At 63.3% G+C, this 14,268-nt stretch carries 17 protein-coding genes and 2 tRNA genes; 7 read left to right on the forward strand and 12 right to left on the reverse strand.

What is annotated here, in order from left to right; translation table 11 throughout:
* Positions 1–13: 13 nt before the first annotated feature.
* Positions 14–616 carry an inner membrane-spanning protein YciB gene (locus ACTXGA_RS13825; RefSeq protein ID WP_443394562.1) on the forward strand — a complete coding sequence of 201 codons (603 nt, stop codon included), beginning with the start codon at positions 14–16 and terminating at the stop codon, positions 614–616.
* A 70-nt stretch (positions 617–686) separates the two neighbouring features.
* Here ACTXGA_RS13825 and ACTXGA_RS13830 read toward each other — a convergent pair whose 3' ends face one another.
* A complete protein-coding gene (locus ACTXGA_RS13830; protein WP_443394622.1) occupies positions 687–1,121 on the reverse strand; it encodes an Lrp/AsnC family transcriptional regulator in 435 nt (144 codons plus the stop codon).
* A 111-nt stretch (positions 1,122–1,232) separates the two neighbouring features.
* On the opposite strand from ACTXGA_RS13830, the gene ACTXGA_RS13835 reads away from it, so the two are divergent.
* The 4 genes from ACTXGA_RS13835 to ACTXGA_RS13850 all read left to right on the forward strand — a co-directional run bounded on the left by ACTXGA_RS13835 (position 1,233) and on the right by ACTXGA_RS13850 (position 6,469).
* Positions 1,233–2,354: a type III PLP-dependent enzyme gene (locus ACTXGA_RS13835; RefSeq protein WP_443394564.1), complete on the forward strand. Its 1,122-nt coding sequence runs from the start codon at positions 1,233–1,235 to the stop codon at positions 2,352–2,354.
* Positions 2,355–2,441: 87 nt separating this feature from the next.
* On the forward strand, positions 2,442–4,739 hold the full coding sequence (locus ACTXGA_RS13840) for a xanthine dehydrogenase family protein molybdopterin-binding subunit (protein WP_443394566.1): 2,298 nt from the start codon (positions 2,442–2,444) through the stop codon (positions 4,737–4,739).
* Entirely contained in the window at positions 4,717–5,775 is a 1,059-nt protein-coding gene (locus ACTXGA_RS13845; RefSeq protein WP_443394567.1) for a T6SS phospholipase effector Tle1-like catalytic domain-containing protein, read from the forward strand. Before ACTXGA_RS13840 ends, ACTXGA_RS13845 begins: the two co-directional genes overlap by 23 nt.
* Before the next feature lie 226 nt (positions 5,776–6,001).
* The gene (locus tag ACTXGA_RS13850; protein ID WP_443394569.1) at positions 6,002–6,469 is read left to right on the forward strand and encodes a CoA-binding protein; all 468 of its coding nucleotides are present in this window, start codon (positions 6,002–6,004) and stop codon (positions 6,467–6,469) included.
* 75 nt (positions 6,470–6,544) lie between these two features.
* Here the strand turns inward: ACTXGA_RS13850 and ACTXGA_RS13855 are convergent, their stop codons facing one another.
* From ACTXGA_RS13855 to hisF, 4 genes are all read right to left on the reverse strand, one after another.
* Positions 6,545–7,510, reverse strand: a complete 966-nt coding sequence (locus ACTXGA_RS13855) for a zinc-binding metallopeptidase family protein (RefSeq protein ID WP_443394571.1) — start codon at positions 7,508–7,510, stop codon at positions 6,545–6,547.
* Between the two features lie 71 nt (positions 7,511–7,581).
* Positions 7,582–7,893 carry a phosphoribosyl-ATP diphosphatase gene (locus tag ACTXGA_RS13860; RefSeq protein WP_443394573.1) on the reverse strand — a complete coding sequence of 104 codons (312 nt, stop codon included), beginning with the start codon at positions 7,891–7,893 and terminating at the stop codon, positions 7,582–7,584.
* A gap of 10 nt (positions 7,894–7,903) precedes the next feature.
* Entirely contained in the window at positions 7,904–8,311 is a 408-nt protein-coding gene (locus ACTXGA_RS13865; protein WP_443394575.1) for a hypothetical protein, read from the reverse strand.
* 10 nt (positions 8,312–8,321) lie between these two features.
* Positions 8,322–9,080 (reverse strand): imidazole glycerol phosphate synthase subunit HisF, encoded by a 759-nt coding sequence (hisF, locus tag ACTXGA_RS13870; RefSeq protein WP_443394576.1) that lies wholly within the window; start codon positions 9,078–9,080, stop codon positions 8,322–8,324.
* 97 nt (positions 9,081–9,177) lie between these two features.
* Between hisF and ACTXGA_RS13875 the strand changes: the two genes are divergently transcribed.
* The gene (locus ACTXGA_RS13875; RefSeq protein ID WP_443394578.1) at positions 9,178–9,630 is read left to right on the forward strand and encodes a DUF302 domain-containing protein; all 453 of its coding nucleotides are present in this window, start codon (positions 9,178–9,180) and stop codon (positions 9,628–9,630) included.
* A gap of 4 nt (positions 9,631–9,634) precedes the next feature.
* Here ACTXGA_RS13875 and hisA read toward each other — a convergent pair whose 3' ends face one another.
* Positions 9,635–10,357, reverse strand: a complete 723-nt coding sequence (gene hisA, locus ACTXGA_RS13880) for a 1-(5-phosphoribosyl)-5-[(5-phosphoribosylamino)methylideneamino]imidazole-4-carboxamide isomerase (RefSeq protein WP_443394580.1) — start codon at positions 10,355–10,357, stop codon at positions 9,635–9,637.
* A 134-nt stretch (positions 10,358–10,491) separates the two neighbouring features.
* Between hisA and ACTXGA_RS13885 the strand changes: the two genes are divergently transcribed.
* Positions 10,492–10,875: a DUF2147 domain-containing protein gene (locus ACTXGA_RS13885; protein WP_443394581.1), complete on the forward strand. Its 384-nt coding sequence runs from the start codon at positions 10,492–10,494 to the stop codon at positions 10,873–10,875.
* Between the two features lie 36 nt (positions 10,876–10,911).
* Here the strand turns inward: ACTXGA_RS13885 and hisH are convergent, their stop codons facing one another.
* The 6 genes from hisH to ACTXGA_RS13915 all read right to left on the reverse strand — a co-directional run bounded on the left by hisH (position 10,912) and on the right by ACTXGA_RS13915 (position 14,127).
* Positions 10,912–11,547 carry an imidazole glycerol phosphate synthase subunit HisH gene (gene hisH, locus ACTXGA_RS13890; protein WP_443394582.1) on the reverse strand — a complete coding sequence of 212 codons (636 nt, stop codon included), beginning with the start codon at positions 11,545–11,547 and terminating at the stop codon, positions 10,912–10,914.
* A 58-nt stretch (positions 11,548–11,605) separates the two neighbouring features.
* Positions 11,606–12,193 carry an imidazoleglycerol-phosphate dehydratase HisB gene (gene hisB / locus ACTXGA_RS13895; RefSeq protein ID WP_443394584.1) on the reverse strand — a complete coding sequence of 196 codons (588 nt, stop codon included), beginning with the start codon at positions 12,191–12,193 and terminating at the stop codon, positions 11,606–11,608.
* Between the two features lie 145 nt (positions 12,194–12,338).
* Complete coding sequence (locus ACTXGA_RS13900) at positions 12,339–13,451, reverse strand: COG3904 family protein (protein WP_443394586.1); 1,113 nt, start codon at positions 13,449–13,451, stop codon at positions 12,339–12,341.
* Positions 13,448–13,711, reverse strand: coding sequence for a hypothetical protein (locus ACTXGA_RS13905; RefSeq protein ID WP_443394587.1), 264 nt, complete (start codon positions 13,709–13,711; stop codon positions 13,448–13,450). Before ACTXGA_RS13905 ends, ACTXGA_RS13900 begins: the two co-directional genes overlap by 4 nt.
* A 197-nt stretch (positions 13,712–13,908) precedes the next feature.
* Positions 13,909–13,983 (reverse strand) — tRNA-Gly (locus ACTXGA_RS13910).
* Between the two features lie 69 nt (positions 13,984–14,052).
* A tRNA-Gly gene (locus ACTXGA_RS13915) sits at positions 14,053–14,127 on the reverse strand.
* Between the last annotated feature and the right edge of the window lie 141 nt (positions 14,128–14,268).

Genomic DNA, 14,268 nt, shown 5'->3' on the forward strand with positions numbered 1-14,268 from the left:
GACAGGAGTTTTCATGGAAACGCAGAAGGTCAATCCGATGGTCAAGACGGCGCTGGAATTCGGCCCGATCCTTGCGTTCTTCGTTGCCTATCTCTGGCTGAAGGACCGGATCTTTACCATCGGCGGCACGGAGTACGAAGGGTTCATCGTGGTCACGGCGGGCTTTATCCCGGTGTTCCTGATCTGCATGGGCATCCTGTGGAAGCTGACCGGGCACCTCAGCCGGATGCAGGTTGTGACGGCGGTACTGATCGTGGTCTTTGGCGGCCTCAGCGTCTGGCTGAACGATGACCGTTTCTTCAAGATGAAGCCGACGCTGATCTACTTGCTGTTTGGCAGTGCGCTGGCCATCGGGCTGATGCGCGGCGAAAGCTGGCTGCAACTGGTGATGGAAGGGCTGGTGCCGTTGAAACAGGAAGGCTGGATGATCCTGACCAAGCGGGTGATGGGCCTTTTCTTTGCCCTTGCGGTGCTGAACGAGTTGATCTGGCGCACCATGCCCACGGAAACATGGGTCTATTTCAAGACCTTCGGCCTGACGGCGGCGGTGTTCCTGTTTTTCATGTTCCAAGGCGGGTTGTTCAAGAAATACGGGACCGAAGAAGAGGCGGAGTGACGCTCTGATCTTGGCCGCGTTGGGGTGTCGTTCCCCAGCAAAGTAACCTGAAAGCCTGCCCAAGGCGCGCTCAACTGCCCCTGTCGATCCGCGTGCTGAGGTGGATCAGGCTTTCCGAGCCCTTGACGCCCTTGGCCTCGCCAATGGCGTCCAGCGTGCGGTCCAGAGCCTCTGTCGTGTCGGAACTGACCACGGCGATCAGATCGAACCGGCCAGAGGTCGTGTGCACGGTTTCGACGGCGCTCAGCGATTTCAACCGGGACAGCACGGCGGCGGTGGCGCGCGGTTCGACTGATATCAACACGGTCGCGCGCAGTTTCGGTCGCAGCTCCGGTCCGCGTTTAAGGGTGTAACCCGCGATGGCGCCACGGCTTTCCAGCCGGTCAAGACGCGCCTGTACGGTGGTGCGGGCAAGGTCCAGTCGCCGCGCCAGATCCGTCACCGATAGCCGGGCGTTTTCCGCCAGTGCCGCGATCAGGGCGCGATCCGTATCGTCAATTTGCAGACTCATTCTGTCATTTTGCCGATTTTTGACTGCGATACGTCCATAGTGCCAAGTGAATTTGACGCGTTCAAGCGGCATTCTGTTTCTGCGAGCGAACAGGAGGCAAAAATAATGGTACTGCAGCAGGCATTTCAGGCGGACCCCGCGCGTTGGATGGCGCGCGAACAGCCCGATGAACCGGTGTTTTTCTTCGATCCCGCGCGGCTGCACACCACGGCCCGGCTGTTTCTGGATCACTTCCCCGGCGAAGTGACCTATGCGGTCAAGGCCAATCCCGATCCCAGCGTTCTGTCCGTTCTGGGGCAGGCGGGGCTGACGGCTTTTGACGTGGCTTCGCCCGAGGAAATGGAACTGGTGCGCGTGGTGATGCCCAAGGCGCATCTGCATTACCACAACCCGGTTCGCGGCAGGTCCGAGATCGAAGCGGCCCGTCGGCATGGCGTCCTGTCATGGTCCGTGGATCGCATGGCGGAACTGGACAAGCTTGGGCGGATCGAGGGGCAGGAAATCGCCGTTCGGCTGAAACTGCCGGTGGCCGGAGCGGCCTATGACTTCGGCTCCAAATTCGGGGCCGACATGGAGGCGGCAGAAACCCTTTTGCGCATTGTGGCCGCGCGTGGCGGCCTGACGTCGATGACCTTTCATCCCGGCACCCAATGCCGCGATGCGGGCGCATGGGTCAGCTATATTCACGCCTGCGCACAAATCGCCACGCGGGCAGAGGTGCGCCTGCACCGGCTGAATGTCGGCGGCGGCTTCCCGGCGCACCGCGAAGATCCCGCGCCGGATCTGCCCGCGCTGTTCGCCCGTATCGAAACGGCTGTCCGCGCGGCCTTTGGCGACGATGCCCCGGCGCTGGTTTGCGAACCGGGCCGCGCGATGGTTGCCGATGCCTTCGAACTGGGCCTGCAGGTAAAGGCGCGCGACGGCGATGCGCTGTACCTAAATGACGGGATCTACGGCGGCCTCAGCGAATGGCGGGATCTTGGCCCCTCGAACCGGATCAGCGCCCTGTCCGCCGACGGGAATCCAAGAACCGGGGAAAGCCGCGCCACCGTCCTCTTTGGCCCGACCTGTGACAGCCTTGACCGCTTGTCAGACCGGGTGAACCTGCCCGGCGACATTGCAGAAGGAGACTATCTTCTGTTCCACGCCTGCGGTGCCTACTCGACAGCCCTGTGCACGCGCTTCAACGGTTATGGCGCCCGCCGGATCGTCACCTTGGCCAGATAACATCGGCGAACGTCCGGGCGCCTCTGGACACCCGCGTCATGCAGTCTAGTGTCCCCGCAAAAGGGACAGGCGCGAAGGAGTTGCCCCATGGACAAATTCGGCAAGAGCCAGCCGGTCACGCGGGTCGAAGATATGCGCTTTCTGACCGGCCAGGGCCGATACGTGGACGATATCGCGCCGGCAGATGCGCTGCGCGCCTATGTTTTCCGCTCACCCGTGGCCCATGCAGAGATCACGACGCTGGACGTCAGCGCGGCACGAGAGGCCGACGGCGTGCACCTTGTGGTGACATCAGAGGATCTGCGGGCCGCCGGGATCGACACCGGCATGACCGGATCGCTAGCGACCAACCGCGATGGCAGCAAGGGCGCCGCGCCCAAACGCCCCGTTTTGGCCGAGGGGCGCGTGCGTTTCGTGGGCGAAGCGGTGGCCGTGGTGGTGGCCGAGACGCTGGAACAGGCGCGCGATGCGGCGGAACTGATCGAGTTCGACTATGACGACCTGCCGGTGAGCATGGCGCTGGAGGCAGGTGGCCCGACAATCCACCCAGAGGCACCGGACAATCGCGGCTATGATTTCGGCATTGGCGACGAGGCCGCGACAGAGGCGGGCTTTGCCAAGGCGGCGCGCATCGTGCAACTGGACATCGGCGACAACCGGGTGATCGTGAACTCGATGGAGCCGCGCGGCGCCTATGCCGAATGGCAGGACGGGCGCGTGCACCTTGCCTTTGGCGGGCAGGGGGTCTGGGGCATGAAGGGCGAATTGGCCCGCACCTATGGGCTGGCGCCCGAGATGATCCGCATCACCAACCCTGATGTGGGCGGCGGCTTCGGGATGAAGGGCTTTCCCTACCCGGAATACTTCGTGCTGCCCCATGCGGCGCGGGTGACGGGGCGGCCGGTGCGCTGGATGTCGGACCGGACAGAGGCGATGCTGTCGGACAACGGCGGGCGTGACCTTGTGACCACCGCCGAACTGGCCTTTGACGAGGGCCACCGGATCCTTGCCTACCGTCTGCACACGCGGTCGAACCTTGGCGCCTACAACGCGCATTTCGGGCAGATGATCCAGTCGCAGCTGTTTTCACGCGTGCTGACCGGGCCCTATGACATTCAGGCCGCCTATTACCGGGCAGAGGGGTTTTATACCAACACGACCCAGATGGACGCCTATCGCGGTGCCGGACGGCCCGAGGCGATCTATGTGATGGAACGCGCGATGGACCGCGCGGCAAGAGAGTTGGGCGTCGATCCGCTGGAACTGCGGCGGATCAACTTCATCAAGCCGGATCAGTTTCCTTACAAGACCGTCACCGGTGAATCCTATGACGTTGGCGAATTCACGCGGGTCATGTCGCGCGGGGCGCAAACGGCGGACATGGCGGGCTTTGCCGCCCGTCGCGCGGCGTCCGAGGCTGCGGGCAAACTGCGCGGATTGGGGATTTGTTATTACATCGAGTCCATCCTCGGGCAGCCGCATGAGGATGTGAAAGTGGAATTCACCGAAGACGGGGGTGCCCGGATCTATGTCGGGACACAGTCGAACGGGCAGGGGCATGAGACCGTGTTCCGCCAGTTCCTCGCCGATCAGACAGGCATTTCGGCGGACCGGATCGAGGTGGTGCAGGGCGACAGTGACCTGATCCCCGCGGGCGGCGGCACCGGTGGGTCGCGCTCCGTGACGGTGCAGGCGAACGTCACCCTGCAGGCGGTCAGCCAGATGGTGGCGGGCTTTTCCGAATTTCTGGCCGGTGAGATGGGTGTCGCGCCGGAGGCGGTGACATTCGACGATGAGACATTCCGCGCCGAAGGGTCCAACGTCACCCCGACCATGCTGGAGGCCGCGCAGATGGCACGGGAGGCGGGGCGCGACGACCTGCTGGTCTGGCAGACCAATGCGCCGCTTCCGGGCCGGTCCTACCCCAACGGCGTGCACATGGCTGAGGTCGAAATCGACCCGGAAACCGGGCAGGTCGTCTGTGACCGCTACAATGTGGTCGATGATTTCGGCAACCTCATCAATCCGATGCTGGCCGAGGGGCAGGTGCACGGCGGTGTTGCGCAGGGGCTGGGTCAGGCGCTGATGGAGCACGTAGTCTTTGACGAGGACGGGCAATTGCTCACGGCCTCTTTCATGGACTACGCGATGCCGCGCGCCGACACTATGCCCATGATCGGATTCGAAACAGAGCCGGTGCCCTCGACCGCCAATCCCATGGGGATGAAAGGCTGTGGTGAGGCCGGGACCGTGGGCAGTATGGCCGCGGTGTCGAACGCGGTGCAGGACGCGCTTTGGGCGCGGGGAATCAGGCAAGTGGACATGCCCTTCACGCCGGCGCGCGTCTGGGCCATGCTGGAAGGTGATGCGATCGCGGCTGAGTGACAGGTTGTTTGGGTGGCTTCGGCGTCGTCCGTCCGGGGATCACTCGGCCTATGCGCGACGCCGGGGACCGGTCGATCATGTCATCATCCTTGATGGCACCATGTCCTCGCTCAATCCCGGGCATGAGACCAATGCCGGGCGCACCTATATGCTGTTGCGCGAGGTTGGCCATGCCTCGGTCTTTTACGAGGCCGGGGTGCAGTGGACGGACTGGAGCCGGACGCCGGACGTGGCGCTGGGCCGGGGAATCAACCGGCAGATCCGCCGTGCCTATGGTTATCTGGCCTCGCGCTACCGCGAAGGGGACCGGATTTTCCTGATGGGCTATTCGCGCGGCGCCTACGCCGTGCGGTCCCTTGCGGGGATCATCGACATGGTGGGTCTGTTGCGGGCTGACGCGGCGACCGAACGCAACATCCGCCAGATCTATCGCCTGTATCAATACACGCCCGGTGGGGATGCGGCCCGCGCCTTTGCCGCGCGTCACTGCCATCCAAGCGCGCCGATCGAGATGGTGGGCGTCTGGGACACGGTCAAGGCGCTGGGCCTGCGTCTGCCGCTGCTGTGGCGGCTGACCGAACCGTCACATGACTTTCACAACCATGCGCTTGGATCGTCGATCCGGCACGGTTTTCATGCGCTGGCGCGGGACGAAACCCGCGCCGCCTTTGGACCGGTGATGTGGAATTGCCCGCCGGGCTGGGCGGGCAAGGTGGAGCAGGTCTGGTTCCGTGGCACTCATGGCGATATCGGCGGACACCTTGGCGGGCATGAGGCGGCGCGCCCGCTGGCCAACATTCCTCTGGTCTGGATGCTGGAAAAGCTGGAGAGCTGCGGCGTGATTCTGCCCGATGGCTGGCGCACGCGGTTCCCCTGCGACCCGGAGGCGCCTTCGGTCGGGACGTGGATGGGGCTGGGCAAGCTGTTTGTCATGCGCCAAGCCCGCGCCGTGGGCCGCGATCCATCAGAACGCCTGCACGAAACCGTCGTACAGGCCGAAGAGCAGAAAGTCGGCGAGGAAGAAGTGGTTGGCTGACTTGCCGACCGCCTGATGAGGCGGTTTTCGAGCAATTGAGGTCAGTCAAGCAAAATGTTCACGAATTCTTTACGGGGGTTTAAACTGTGGCATTGACGCCTATTTCTCTATCAGGCCGCAGGGACGGAACCCCTGCGAGACCTTCACTGTCCCTCGTTCCGTGACTTGCGCCCGGGTGTATGCCCGGGCGCTTTTTCTTTTTCGCGGGGCCGTGTAGTCCTGTGGCATGACCTACGCCGACTCCTTCCTCAAAGACGTCCTGACGCGGACAAAGACCGTCGCCGTTGTCGGTGTTTCCCCCAATTCGGTGCGGCCCAGCTACTACGTGGCGCGCTACCTGTCGCTGAAGGGGTTCACGGTGATCCCGGTGAACCCGGTGCACGCGGGCAAGGTGCTGTTCGGGCGTGAGGTTGTTGCCACCTTGGCGGATTGCCCCGACACGGTGGACATGGTCGATATCTTTCGCCGGTCCGAACACGTGCTGCCCATCGTCGAGGACGCGCTGGAGGTCTTTCCCAAGCTGAAAACCGTCTGGATGCAGATCGGCGTGGAAAATGCCGAGGCGGCGGCGCTGGCCGAGGCGCGCGGCGTCGATGTGATCCAGAACCGCTGCCCCAAGATCGAATATCAGCGTCTGTTCGGAGAACTGCGCATGGGCGGTTTCAACACCGGTATCATTTCGTCCAAATTGTAAGGCGCGGGCCGGACGGACGCTGTTTCGCGCGTGCCGCGCGAAAGGCGCCCCGCCCGCCGTCCCGCTCTGCCGCGCCTAGCGGCGGCTGAGCGCGCCATGGGCAAAGACGAGTTTTTCACGCATCTGCGGCGTCAGGACAAAGGGATAGAGATCCGGCAGGTCCAGCGCCCGGTTCACATGGGTGACGGCAAGAGACAGGCGGATGGCATGGTCCAGAACGCGGGCGGCATCGGTTTCTGCGTACGCGTCATAGCCGGACGACGGCCCTTCGGGCAGGGCCAGGTGTACTGCCGCGGCGCTGTCCGCGATGTCCACCAGATGCAGCAGATGTGCCACCGTCTCAGCCCAGTCTTCGTGCGGATGTGCCGTGGCATAGCTGGTCACATGTGCGTCCGAGGGCGAGGATGGCCGCGCGTAGTGCGCTTTCAGCGCTGCGCCGTAATCGCGCTGTTCGTTGCCGAAAAGGCTGCGAAAAGAGTCCACGAATTCAGGTTCGACAGACAGCCTCTCGAACAGGTAATGCGCCACTTCGTGACGCATATGGCCCAGCATGGTTCGATAGAGTTCGCCCATGTCCGCCCGCAATTCGGCGCGAACGGCCTCGTTCGCCTCGCTGACGTTGATGGTGATGACGCCATTGGCATGGCCCATGGTCACCTGCATTTCGCCATGCGCGGTTTCTTCGGAAAGCAGGCGAAAGACCGGGCGCGGTCCGGGGTCGGCATCGGTGAACCAGCCCCATCGGCCAAGGTTGGCCAGCATCCAGCGTTTCGCGCCCTCGGTTCCCGCCCAAAGCGGCAGATTGTCCGTTTCGCGCAGATCGGGAATCGTCCCGGTCATCGCGCAGGAACGGCAGAGCCCATCGGCGTTGTCCGGTTCGGGAATCCAGTTGCAGGAGATTTTTGAAAACCGGGCGCAGCGCTCCGAGGTTGCGATCATGACTTGCCGTTCGGGATCAAACCCGATGTCCTGCCCGCAAGCACATTGGTGATTGTCGAACCACAGCGGGGTCTTACACCCGGGGCAATGGAATACCTGCATGGATCACCTTTCGCGTTTCGTGCGCCCGGATAACGCATCCTGGACGGATTGGTTGCGGCAGACGGGAAAAATCAGCCCTGTCGCGCCGCCTTTTCCGCCAGACCAGAGGTGCTTTGACGCCGCGCAAGTTCCGCCATCACATCAGCAAGTGGCACGTCGCGGGATTTTAGCATCACCAGCAGGTGAAAGAGCACGTCGGCGGCCTCAGACGTCAGCTTCTCGCGGTCGTTCTTCACCGCTTCGATGATGGCCTCCACGGCCTCTTCACCGAATTTCTCCGCGCATTTTTCCGGGCCCTTGGCCAACAGCTTGGCGGTCCAGCTCTCGTCCGGCGAGGCGGCGGCGCGGGTGGCGACGATCTGTTCGAGGTCTTCAAGGGTCATGGCGGCTCCGTTACAGGCGGCTGTCCGTGGTCAGGATAAGATCGATCAGCGTCCAGAGTTGCGGTTCCATCGGGGTGCCCTGCACCTGGGCGCGGTTCAGCGGGCTGAAGACCAGCCGCAATTGCGGGACATCCTTTTCCGGCCAGTCGAGCAGGCTGGGCCCGTCGCGGGAGATGCCCACGCGCAGGCCCCAGCGTTCGTCCGGTCCGGCGCTGTCGGTCCAATCGCCGATATAAAGCTGTACCAGCGGCAGGTGATCCGACGCACCATGCGTCGCGGCGACGGTGTACCACCCGGCGGACATCTCCCCCACCTCCAGGTGCCCCGTGACGACAGTTGTCGGCGCGCCGCAGCAGTTGCAGTTCGCCTGTTCTGTCTCCCCTTCGCGCAGGGTGACGTCTGAGCCGTCAGAGATCACGGCCGCAGGCTCATAGGCGGACCGGGATGCCGGCGGCGGCCATATGCGCTTTGGCCTCGCCGATGGTGAAGGTGCCGAAGTGAAAGATCGAGGCCGCAAGCACGGCGCTGGCATGGCCTTCGGTCACGCCTTCGACAAGGTGGTCCAGCGTGCCGACGCCCCCGGAGGCAATCACGGGTATGTCCACCACATCGGCAATGGCGCGGGTCAGGGGCAGGTTGAACCCCGCCTTGGTCCCGTCACGATCCATCGAGGTCAGCAGGATTTCCCCGGCGCCCTTGGCGGCGATGGTGCGGGCAAATTCCACCGCGTCGATGCCTGTAGGTTTGCGCCCGCCGTGGGTAAAGATTTCCCAGCGTCCCGGCTCCACCGTCTTGGCGTCGATAGCGCAGACGATGCACTGGCTGCCGAACTGGTCGGCGGCCTCGGCCACAACGTCGGGATTGGCGACGGCGGCGGAGTTGAAGGACACCTTGTCGGCCCCCGCCAGCAGTAGGGCGCGCACATCAGCCACGGTGCGCACGCCGCCGCCCACGGTCAGCGGGATGAAACACTGCTCGGCGGTGCGGGTGACCACGTCGAACATGGTGCCGCGGTTTTCGTGCGTGGCATGGATGTCGAGGAAACAGATCTCATCCGCGCCGGCGGCGTCATAGGCGCGGGCGGCATCCACCGGATCGCCCGCATCGCGCAGATCGACAAAGTTGACGCCTTTGACCACGCGGCCATCGGCCACGTCGAGACAGGGAATGATGCGGGTCTTCAGCATGGCCGGAACTCACGTGGGGATCACCGGGTTGTTTATGGGCAAATGCCCCGACATGCCAGAGGCTGACAGCGGGAAAGCGGGTAAAGGAGTTTTCAAAATGCGTGGACTGATGACAGCGGCAGCGGTGATGCTGGCCGGGTTGCCGGGATTGGCGGCCGCCGAGACGATAAGGATCAAGGCCGAGGGTGCGGTGCCGGAGGTGACGGATGCGCTGGAGGCCGCCGTCGAAGGGGCAGGGGCCACGGTCTTTGCCCGGGTCGACCACGCGGCAGGGGCGGCCAAGGTCGATATGCAGCTAGCCCCGGCGCAACTGCTGATCTTCGGCAATCCGGCGCTTGGCACCCCCGCCATTCAGGACAACATCGAAGCAGGGCTGCATCTGCCGCTCAAGGTTCTGGTTTATAGCGACAACGCGGGGCAGACTTGGCTGACCTATGAGGACCCGGCCGGAACGGTGGGTGCTTTGGAGGGCGTGGCGGGCGATGCGCCCTACCTGGCCAAGATGCAAGGCGCGCTGAAGAAACTGACCGGCGCGGCGGCTGGGGACTGAACGATCAGCCCTTGAGCGCCTCCAGCGCCTCCTTGAGATCAATTGCACCGTCATAAAGCGCGCGGCCCGAAATCGCGCCGTTCAGTGGTGCGCCGCAGTCGCGCAGCGCCTTGAGATCCTTGATCGACGATACCCCGCCCGAGGCAATCACCGGGATGGTCACGGCATTGGCCATTGCGGCGGTTGCCTCGACGTTGGGGCCCTGCATCGCGCCGTCGCGGTTGATGTCGGTGTAGATGATCGCGGCGACGCCTGCGTCCTCGTAGCTGCGCGCAAGCTCGATGGCGTCGACCTTCGTTACTTCGGCCCAGCCCTTGGTCGCCACGCGACCATCCTTGGCGTCGATCCCCACGGCGACTTGCCCGGGGAAGGCGCTGGCCGCTTCGCGCACCAGTTCGGGGCGTTCCACCGCCACGGTGCCAAGGATCACGCGAGACAGCCCCTTGGACAGCCACATCTCGATCGTGGCCATGTCGCGGATGCCACCGCCCAACTGGGTGGGCGTATTGGTTTGTCTCAGGATTGCCTCGACGGCAGCGGCGTTGACAGGCTCGCCCGCGAAGGCGCCGTTAAGGTCGACAAGGTGCAGCCACTCGCACCCCTTGGCCACAAACTCCAACGCCTGCGCGGCAGGGTCGTCATTGAAGACCGTCGCTTTGTCCATGTCGCCGCGCAGCAGGCGCACGGCCTTGCCGTCCTTCAGGTCGATCGCGGGATAAAGGATCATTTCTGCTGCCCTTCCAGTCTTTTATCGCGCCTTATTATGACGCAACGATAGACGCAAGACGACCTCGCGTCATGCTTGAAGATGCGTCAGCCCCCCTCACACAGTGGATTGTGTTCGAAAGGGAGGAGTTGAACATGAAAACAACGATGATTGCGGCGGTTTTGGGCATGATCGCGATGCAGGTCGCAGCCGATCCGGTCGAAGGCGTGTGGAAGACACAGCCCGATGATGGCAGCTATGCCCATGTCACCATGAAACCCTGCGGCGGGAACTACTGCGGCGTGATCTCACGCACCTTCAACGGGCAGGGTGAGTACAATTCTGCCAACAAGGGCAAGACCTTGGTGATCGACATGGCGCCGCAGGGCGGCGGCAAGTACGAGGGCAAGGTCTGGCGTCCGTCCAACAACAAGATCTACCTCGGCAAGATGACCCTCAGCGGCAACAGCCTGAAACTGCGCGGCTGCGTTGCGGGCGGCTTGCTCTGTTCGAAACAGGATTGGACCCGGGTTCAGTGATCCGAACGGGCGCGGCAGGGACCGCGCCCTTTTTCGTCAGGGACGCCAGTTCAGGAAATTGGCGATCATGCGCAGGCCCGGTCCGGCGCTTTTTTCCGGGTGGAATTGCAGGCCGATCCGGTTGTCCCTAGCGACGATGGCGGTGACATCGCCGCCATAGTCCACATGCGCCACCCGCTGTGTCGGATCGTTCAGCCGCATCTGGTAGGAGTGCACGAAATAGGCGTGCTCGCCACTGTCGATCCCCTCCAGCAGCGGGTGGGGCCGGTCGATCACCAGGTCATTCCACCCCATGTGCGGCACTTTCAGGGACTTGTCAGCGGGGGCGATCAGTTCGACCTCGCCGTCGATCCAGCCAAGCCCGGGGGTTTCGCTGTATTCATGCCCCTTGCGGGCCATCAACTGCATGCCGACGCAGATGCCAAGAAAGGGGCGCGCCTTGACCTCGACCGCCTCGATCATCGCATCGAAACAGCCCGAGGCGCGCAGCGCCGCCGCACAGGAGGGAAAGGCGCCGTCACCGGGCAGCACGATCCGGTCCGCCCGCGCCACAACATCGGGGTCGTCCGTCACGCGGACGTCGCCCGCGCCGGTCTCAACGGCCATCTTCTGAAAGGCCTTTTCGGCGGAATGCAGGTTTCCGCTTTCGTAGTCGATGATCGCCGTCAGCATCGCGGTCTCCCTTGGTCGGGCGCTAGGTCGCGCAAAGGGCAGGGCAGGTCAAGGCCGCCTAGAGCGCGCCCTTGGTCGAAGGCACCGCATCCGCCTTGCGCGGGTCGGTCTCCAGCGCGTCGCGCAGGGCACGCGCCACGGCCTTGAAAGCCGCTTCTGCGATGTGGTGGCTGTTGACGCCATGCAACTGGTCGACGTGCAGGGTGATGCCGCCGTGGGTACTGAACGCCTGAAAGAACTCGCGCACCAGTTCGGTGTCGAAACTGCCGATCTTCTGCGTCGGCATGTTCACGTTCCAGATCAGGAAAGGACGCGCCGACAGGTCCAGCGCCGCACGCACCAGCGCATCGTCCATCGGCAACAGACAGGAGCCGTAGCGCACGATACCCTTCTTGTCGCCCATGGCGCGGCTCAGTGCCTGGCCCAGCGTGATGCCCACGTCCTCGACCGTGTGGTGATCGTCGATGTGCAGGTCGCCCTTGGCGCGCACGGTCATGTCGATCAGCGCGTGGCGCGACAGCTGGTCCAGCATGTGGTCAAAAAAGCCGACGCCGGTCTGGTTGTCATAGGTTCCGGTGCCGTCGAGGTTCACCTCGACGGTGATCTCGGTCTCGGCGGTCTTGCGGGTGATTGTGGCGGTGCGCATGGGTATCCCCTTGAGGTTGGCACCTTTTAGGCCGGGCACCGCCGAAGGCCAAGTGGCCGCGCACCGGATTTCCGGGCTTGTGCGCAAGCGGCAACTGCGTTTGCCCCGCAGGGCCAAGCCGGATGTCAGATCCTGCAAGCCCCGCTCATCCGGGAACACATGCCCTAGACAGGACATCCAATGTGTTGGCATCCGGGAAATTGCCCCCGGCCCAGTACACGCCTGTCGCCATCCGCAGTTTCGTGGTGACGAAACGATACTCCTGCCCAAGATGTCGTCGCGGATCGACGGGGAGCGCGACGGCCATGCGAAGGTCGTGGCCATTGCTCTCTTCGGCCAGGATATCCGCCTTTGCCATCGCAAAGCTCTCACGGCCGATGCGGATGTGCATGTCGTTATACATGAACGCGTCATGCTCGAACGGTGCGAAAACCAATTCGGATCTCGGGGCAGAGGCACGGTCGGCCTCGGGCACGGCGTTCAGCCTTGTGACGGTCAGGACCCAGTGATCGGGGGACTGGCGGCAGTGCAGCTGGATGTAGCGTTCGACCCGCCGGGCGTCGTCATACACGGTCCATTCCACGCCAAGTCCGCCCTCAAGGATCCTGGGGGTCGCCTCGCTTTGCGAGCGTGTGGTGACAAGGCGAAATTCGCTCAGTTCCGGCTGTGAAAAGAAGTACATGTCGTCTTCGGCCGCCGTGCTGGCAAGGGACAGAACACGCGGGTCGACGCCCATATCCTGCACATAGATCAAAAGCTGCCCCATGATCTGCTGCGTGGCGGCGGACGGGATTTCATTGCCCGTCCGGGTGTAAAACCGGTGCATTCCCAGCCGTCCGGGAAGCGGAACAAAGACATTGGCGTCCGGCAAATCGATCCTGCGAGCCTCTCCGCCCATGAACGCAAAGGCGCAGGCGCTTTCGCAACTGCCTTCGATGACATTACTGAAGGTGCCGAAGTCATCCTTCACGGTGGTGCCAACGCCTGTCAGATGGCCGCGTTCCCGCAGGATCCTGCCAAATCGCAGGGCCGCGCCAAGATCCCCGCCGGGGGAGTTGAAGACCACCAACCGCGCGAACTTTCCCTCCATGAATTGCGTAAAGTCGTCGGGAGTGGAGACAACAATCTCGCCTTCGGCCACGACCCACGCGCATTCGGCGCAATTGCCGCCATTTCCGGCAAGCCGGAAGGACATCTCATCGGCCAGCACGGGAGAGGCGCAGATCAGGAACAGGAGCGCGCAGAAAACGTGTTTCATCGAAAAAGTCTCCGGTAAAATAATGTCTCGAAGACTACTTTGGGTTGCAGATTCTGTAAACTGCGGCGCGTGGGGAAGTAGGCGCGCCCGTCAGTCTCCGCAGGCGCGCTGCAGGGCATCCAGCGTTTACGCGTCGGGAAACTGTCGGGAAACTGCCCGCCGCCGGACAGAACGCTGCGTTCGCGCGGCAGATCGTTGCTTTCACAAATGAAACGCGTTTCGGGATGGTTTTTCAGGTTCGGAGGCAGACCAACAGTCATCCAATGAGCCTGCCATCAATGCCGTGGTCGATACCGACGCAAATGCCGCCTTTCGAGGCGTGCTTGAAGCTCGTCGGCTCGGCCCCGGCGACGCCGGCGACGGCACGGATTCCGATTGGAACTGAATTCCCCGGTGTCAGGAACAGGTGTGACGCTAATTAGCGCCGCATACCCTGTAAACCGAAGAGAGTGACAGATGGAGCGGGCGAGGCGATTCGAACGCCCGACCCTAACCTTGGCAAGGTTATGCTCTACCCCTGAGCTACGCCCGCGAAACCATCTTGTCTGTCTGATCTTCCTGTGTCTGACGGTGGGTGCCCGTCCAGAAAGATCGGTCCATTTGGAGCGGGCGAGGCGATTCGAACGCCCGACCCTAACCTTGGCAAGGTTATGCTCTACCCCTGAGCTACGCCCGCGCACCAAATGGTGAGCGGCGATTTAGCCTCTACCGCGGGGGGGCGCAAGAGGAAAATTCGCGCGGCCCGCCGGATTTGTGCAATGCTCCGCGCAGGGGCGACCCGGGGCAGGGACGTCGGAACAGGTCCGTTACCCATGAT

Origin of the sequence: Antarctobacter jejuensis, from assembly GCF_052266595.1 — a bacterium.
GTDB classification, from domain to species: domain Bacteria; phylum Pseudomonadota; class Alphaproteobacteria; order Rhodobacterales; family Rhodobacteraceae; genus Antarctobacter; species Antarctobacter jejuensis.

What these genes read in the sequence shown, in the direction of transcription:
- ACTXGA_RS13885 (WP_443394581.1), top strand. Translation starts at nt 10,492, where the DNA reads ATGAAAACAACGATGATTGCGGCGGTTTTGGGCATGATCGCGATGCAG.
- ACTXGA_RS13850 (WP_443394569.1), top strand. Translation starts at nt 6,002, where the DNA reads ATGACCTACGCCGACTCCTTCCTCAAAGACGTCCTGACGCGGACAAAG.
- ACTXGA_RS13860 (WP_443394573.1), bottom strand. Translation starts at nt 7,893, where the DNA reads ATGACCCTTGAAGACCTCGAACAGATCGTCGCCACCCGCGCCGCCGCC.
- hisH (WP_443394582.1), bottom strand. Translation starts at nt 11,547, where the DNA reads ATGCTGACGGCGATCATCGACTACGAAAGCGGAAACCTGCATTCCGCC.
- hisF (WP_443394576.1), bottom strand. Translation starts at nt 9,080, where the DNA reads ATGCTGAAGACCCGCATCATTCCCTGTCTCGACGTGGCCGATGGCCGC.
- ACTXGA_RS13825 (WP_443394562.1), top strand. Translation starts at nt 14, where the DNA reads ATGGAAACGCAGAAGGTCAATCCGATGGTCAAGACGGCGCTGGAATTC.
- ACTXGA_RS13840 (WP_443394566.1), top strand. Translation starts at nt 2,442, where the DNA reads ATGGACAAATTCGGCAAGAGCCAGCCGGTCACGCGGGTCGAAGATATG.
- ACTXGA_RS13875 (WP_443394578.1), top strand. Translation starts at nt 9,178, where the DNA reads ATGCGTGGACTGATGACAGCGGCAGCGGTGATGCTGGCCGGGTTGCCG.
- ACTXGA_RS13855 (WP_443394571.1), bottom strand. Translation starts at nt 7,510, where the DNA reads ATGCAGGTATTCCATTGCCCCGGGTGTAAGACCCCGCTGTGGTTCGAC.
- ACTXGA_RS13905 (WP_443394587.1), bottom strand. Translation starts at nt 13,711, where the DNA reads ATGACTGTTGGTCTGCCTCCGAACCTGAAAAACCATCCCGAAACGCGT.
- ACTXGA_RS13900 (WP_443394586.1), bottom strand. Translation starts at nt 13,451, where the DNA reads ATGAAACACGTTTTCTGCGCGCTCCTGTTCCTGATCTGCGCCTCTCCC.
- hisA (WP_443394580.1), bottom strand. Translation starts at nt 10,357, where the DNA reads ATGATCCTTTATCCCGCGATCGACCTGAAGGACGGCAAGGCCGTGCGC.
- ACTXGA_RS13835 (WP_443394564.1), top strand. Translation starts at nt 1,233, where the DNA reads ATGGTACTGCAGCAGGCATTTCAGGCGGACCCCGCGCGTTGGATGGCG.
- hisB (WP_443394584.1), bottom strand. Translation starts at nt 12,193, where the DNA reads ATGCGCACCGCCACAATCACCCGCAAGACCGCCGAGACCGAGATCACC.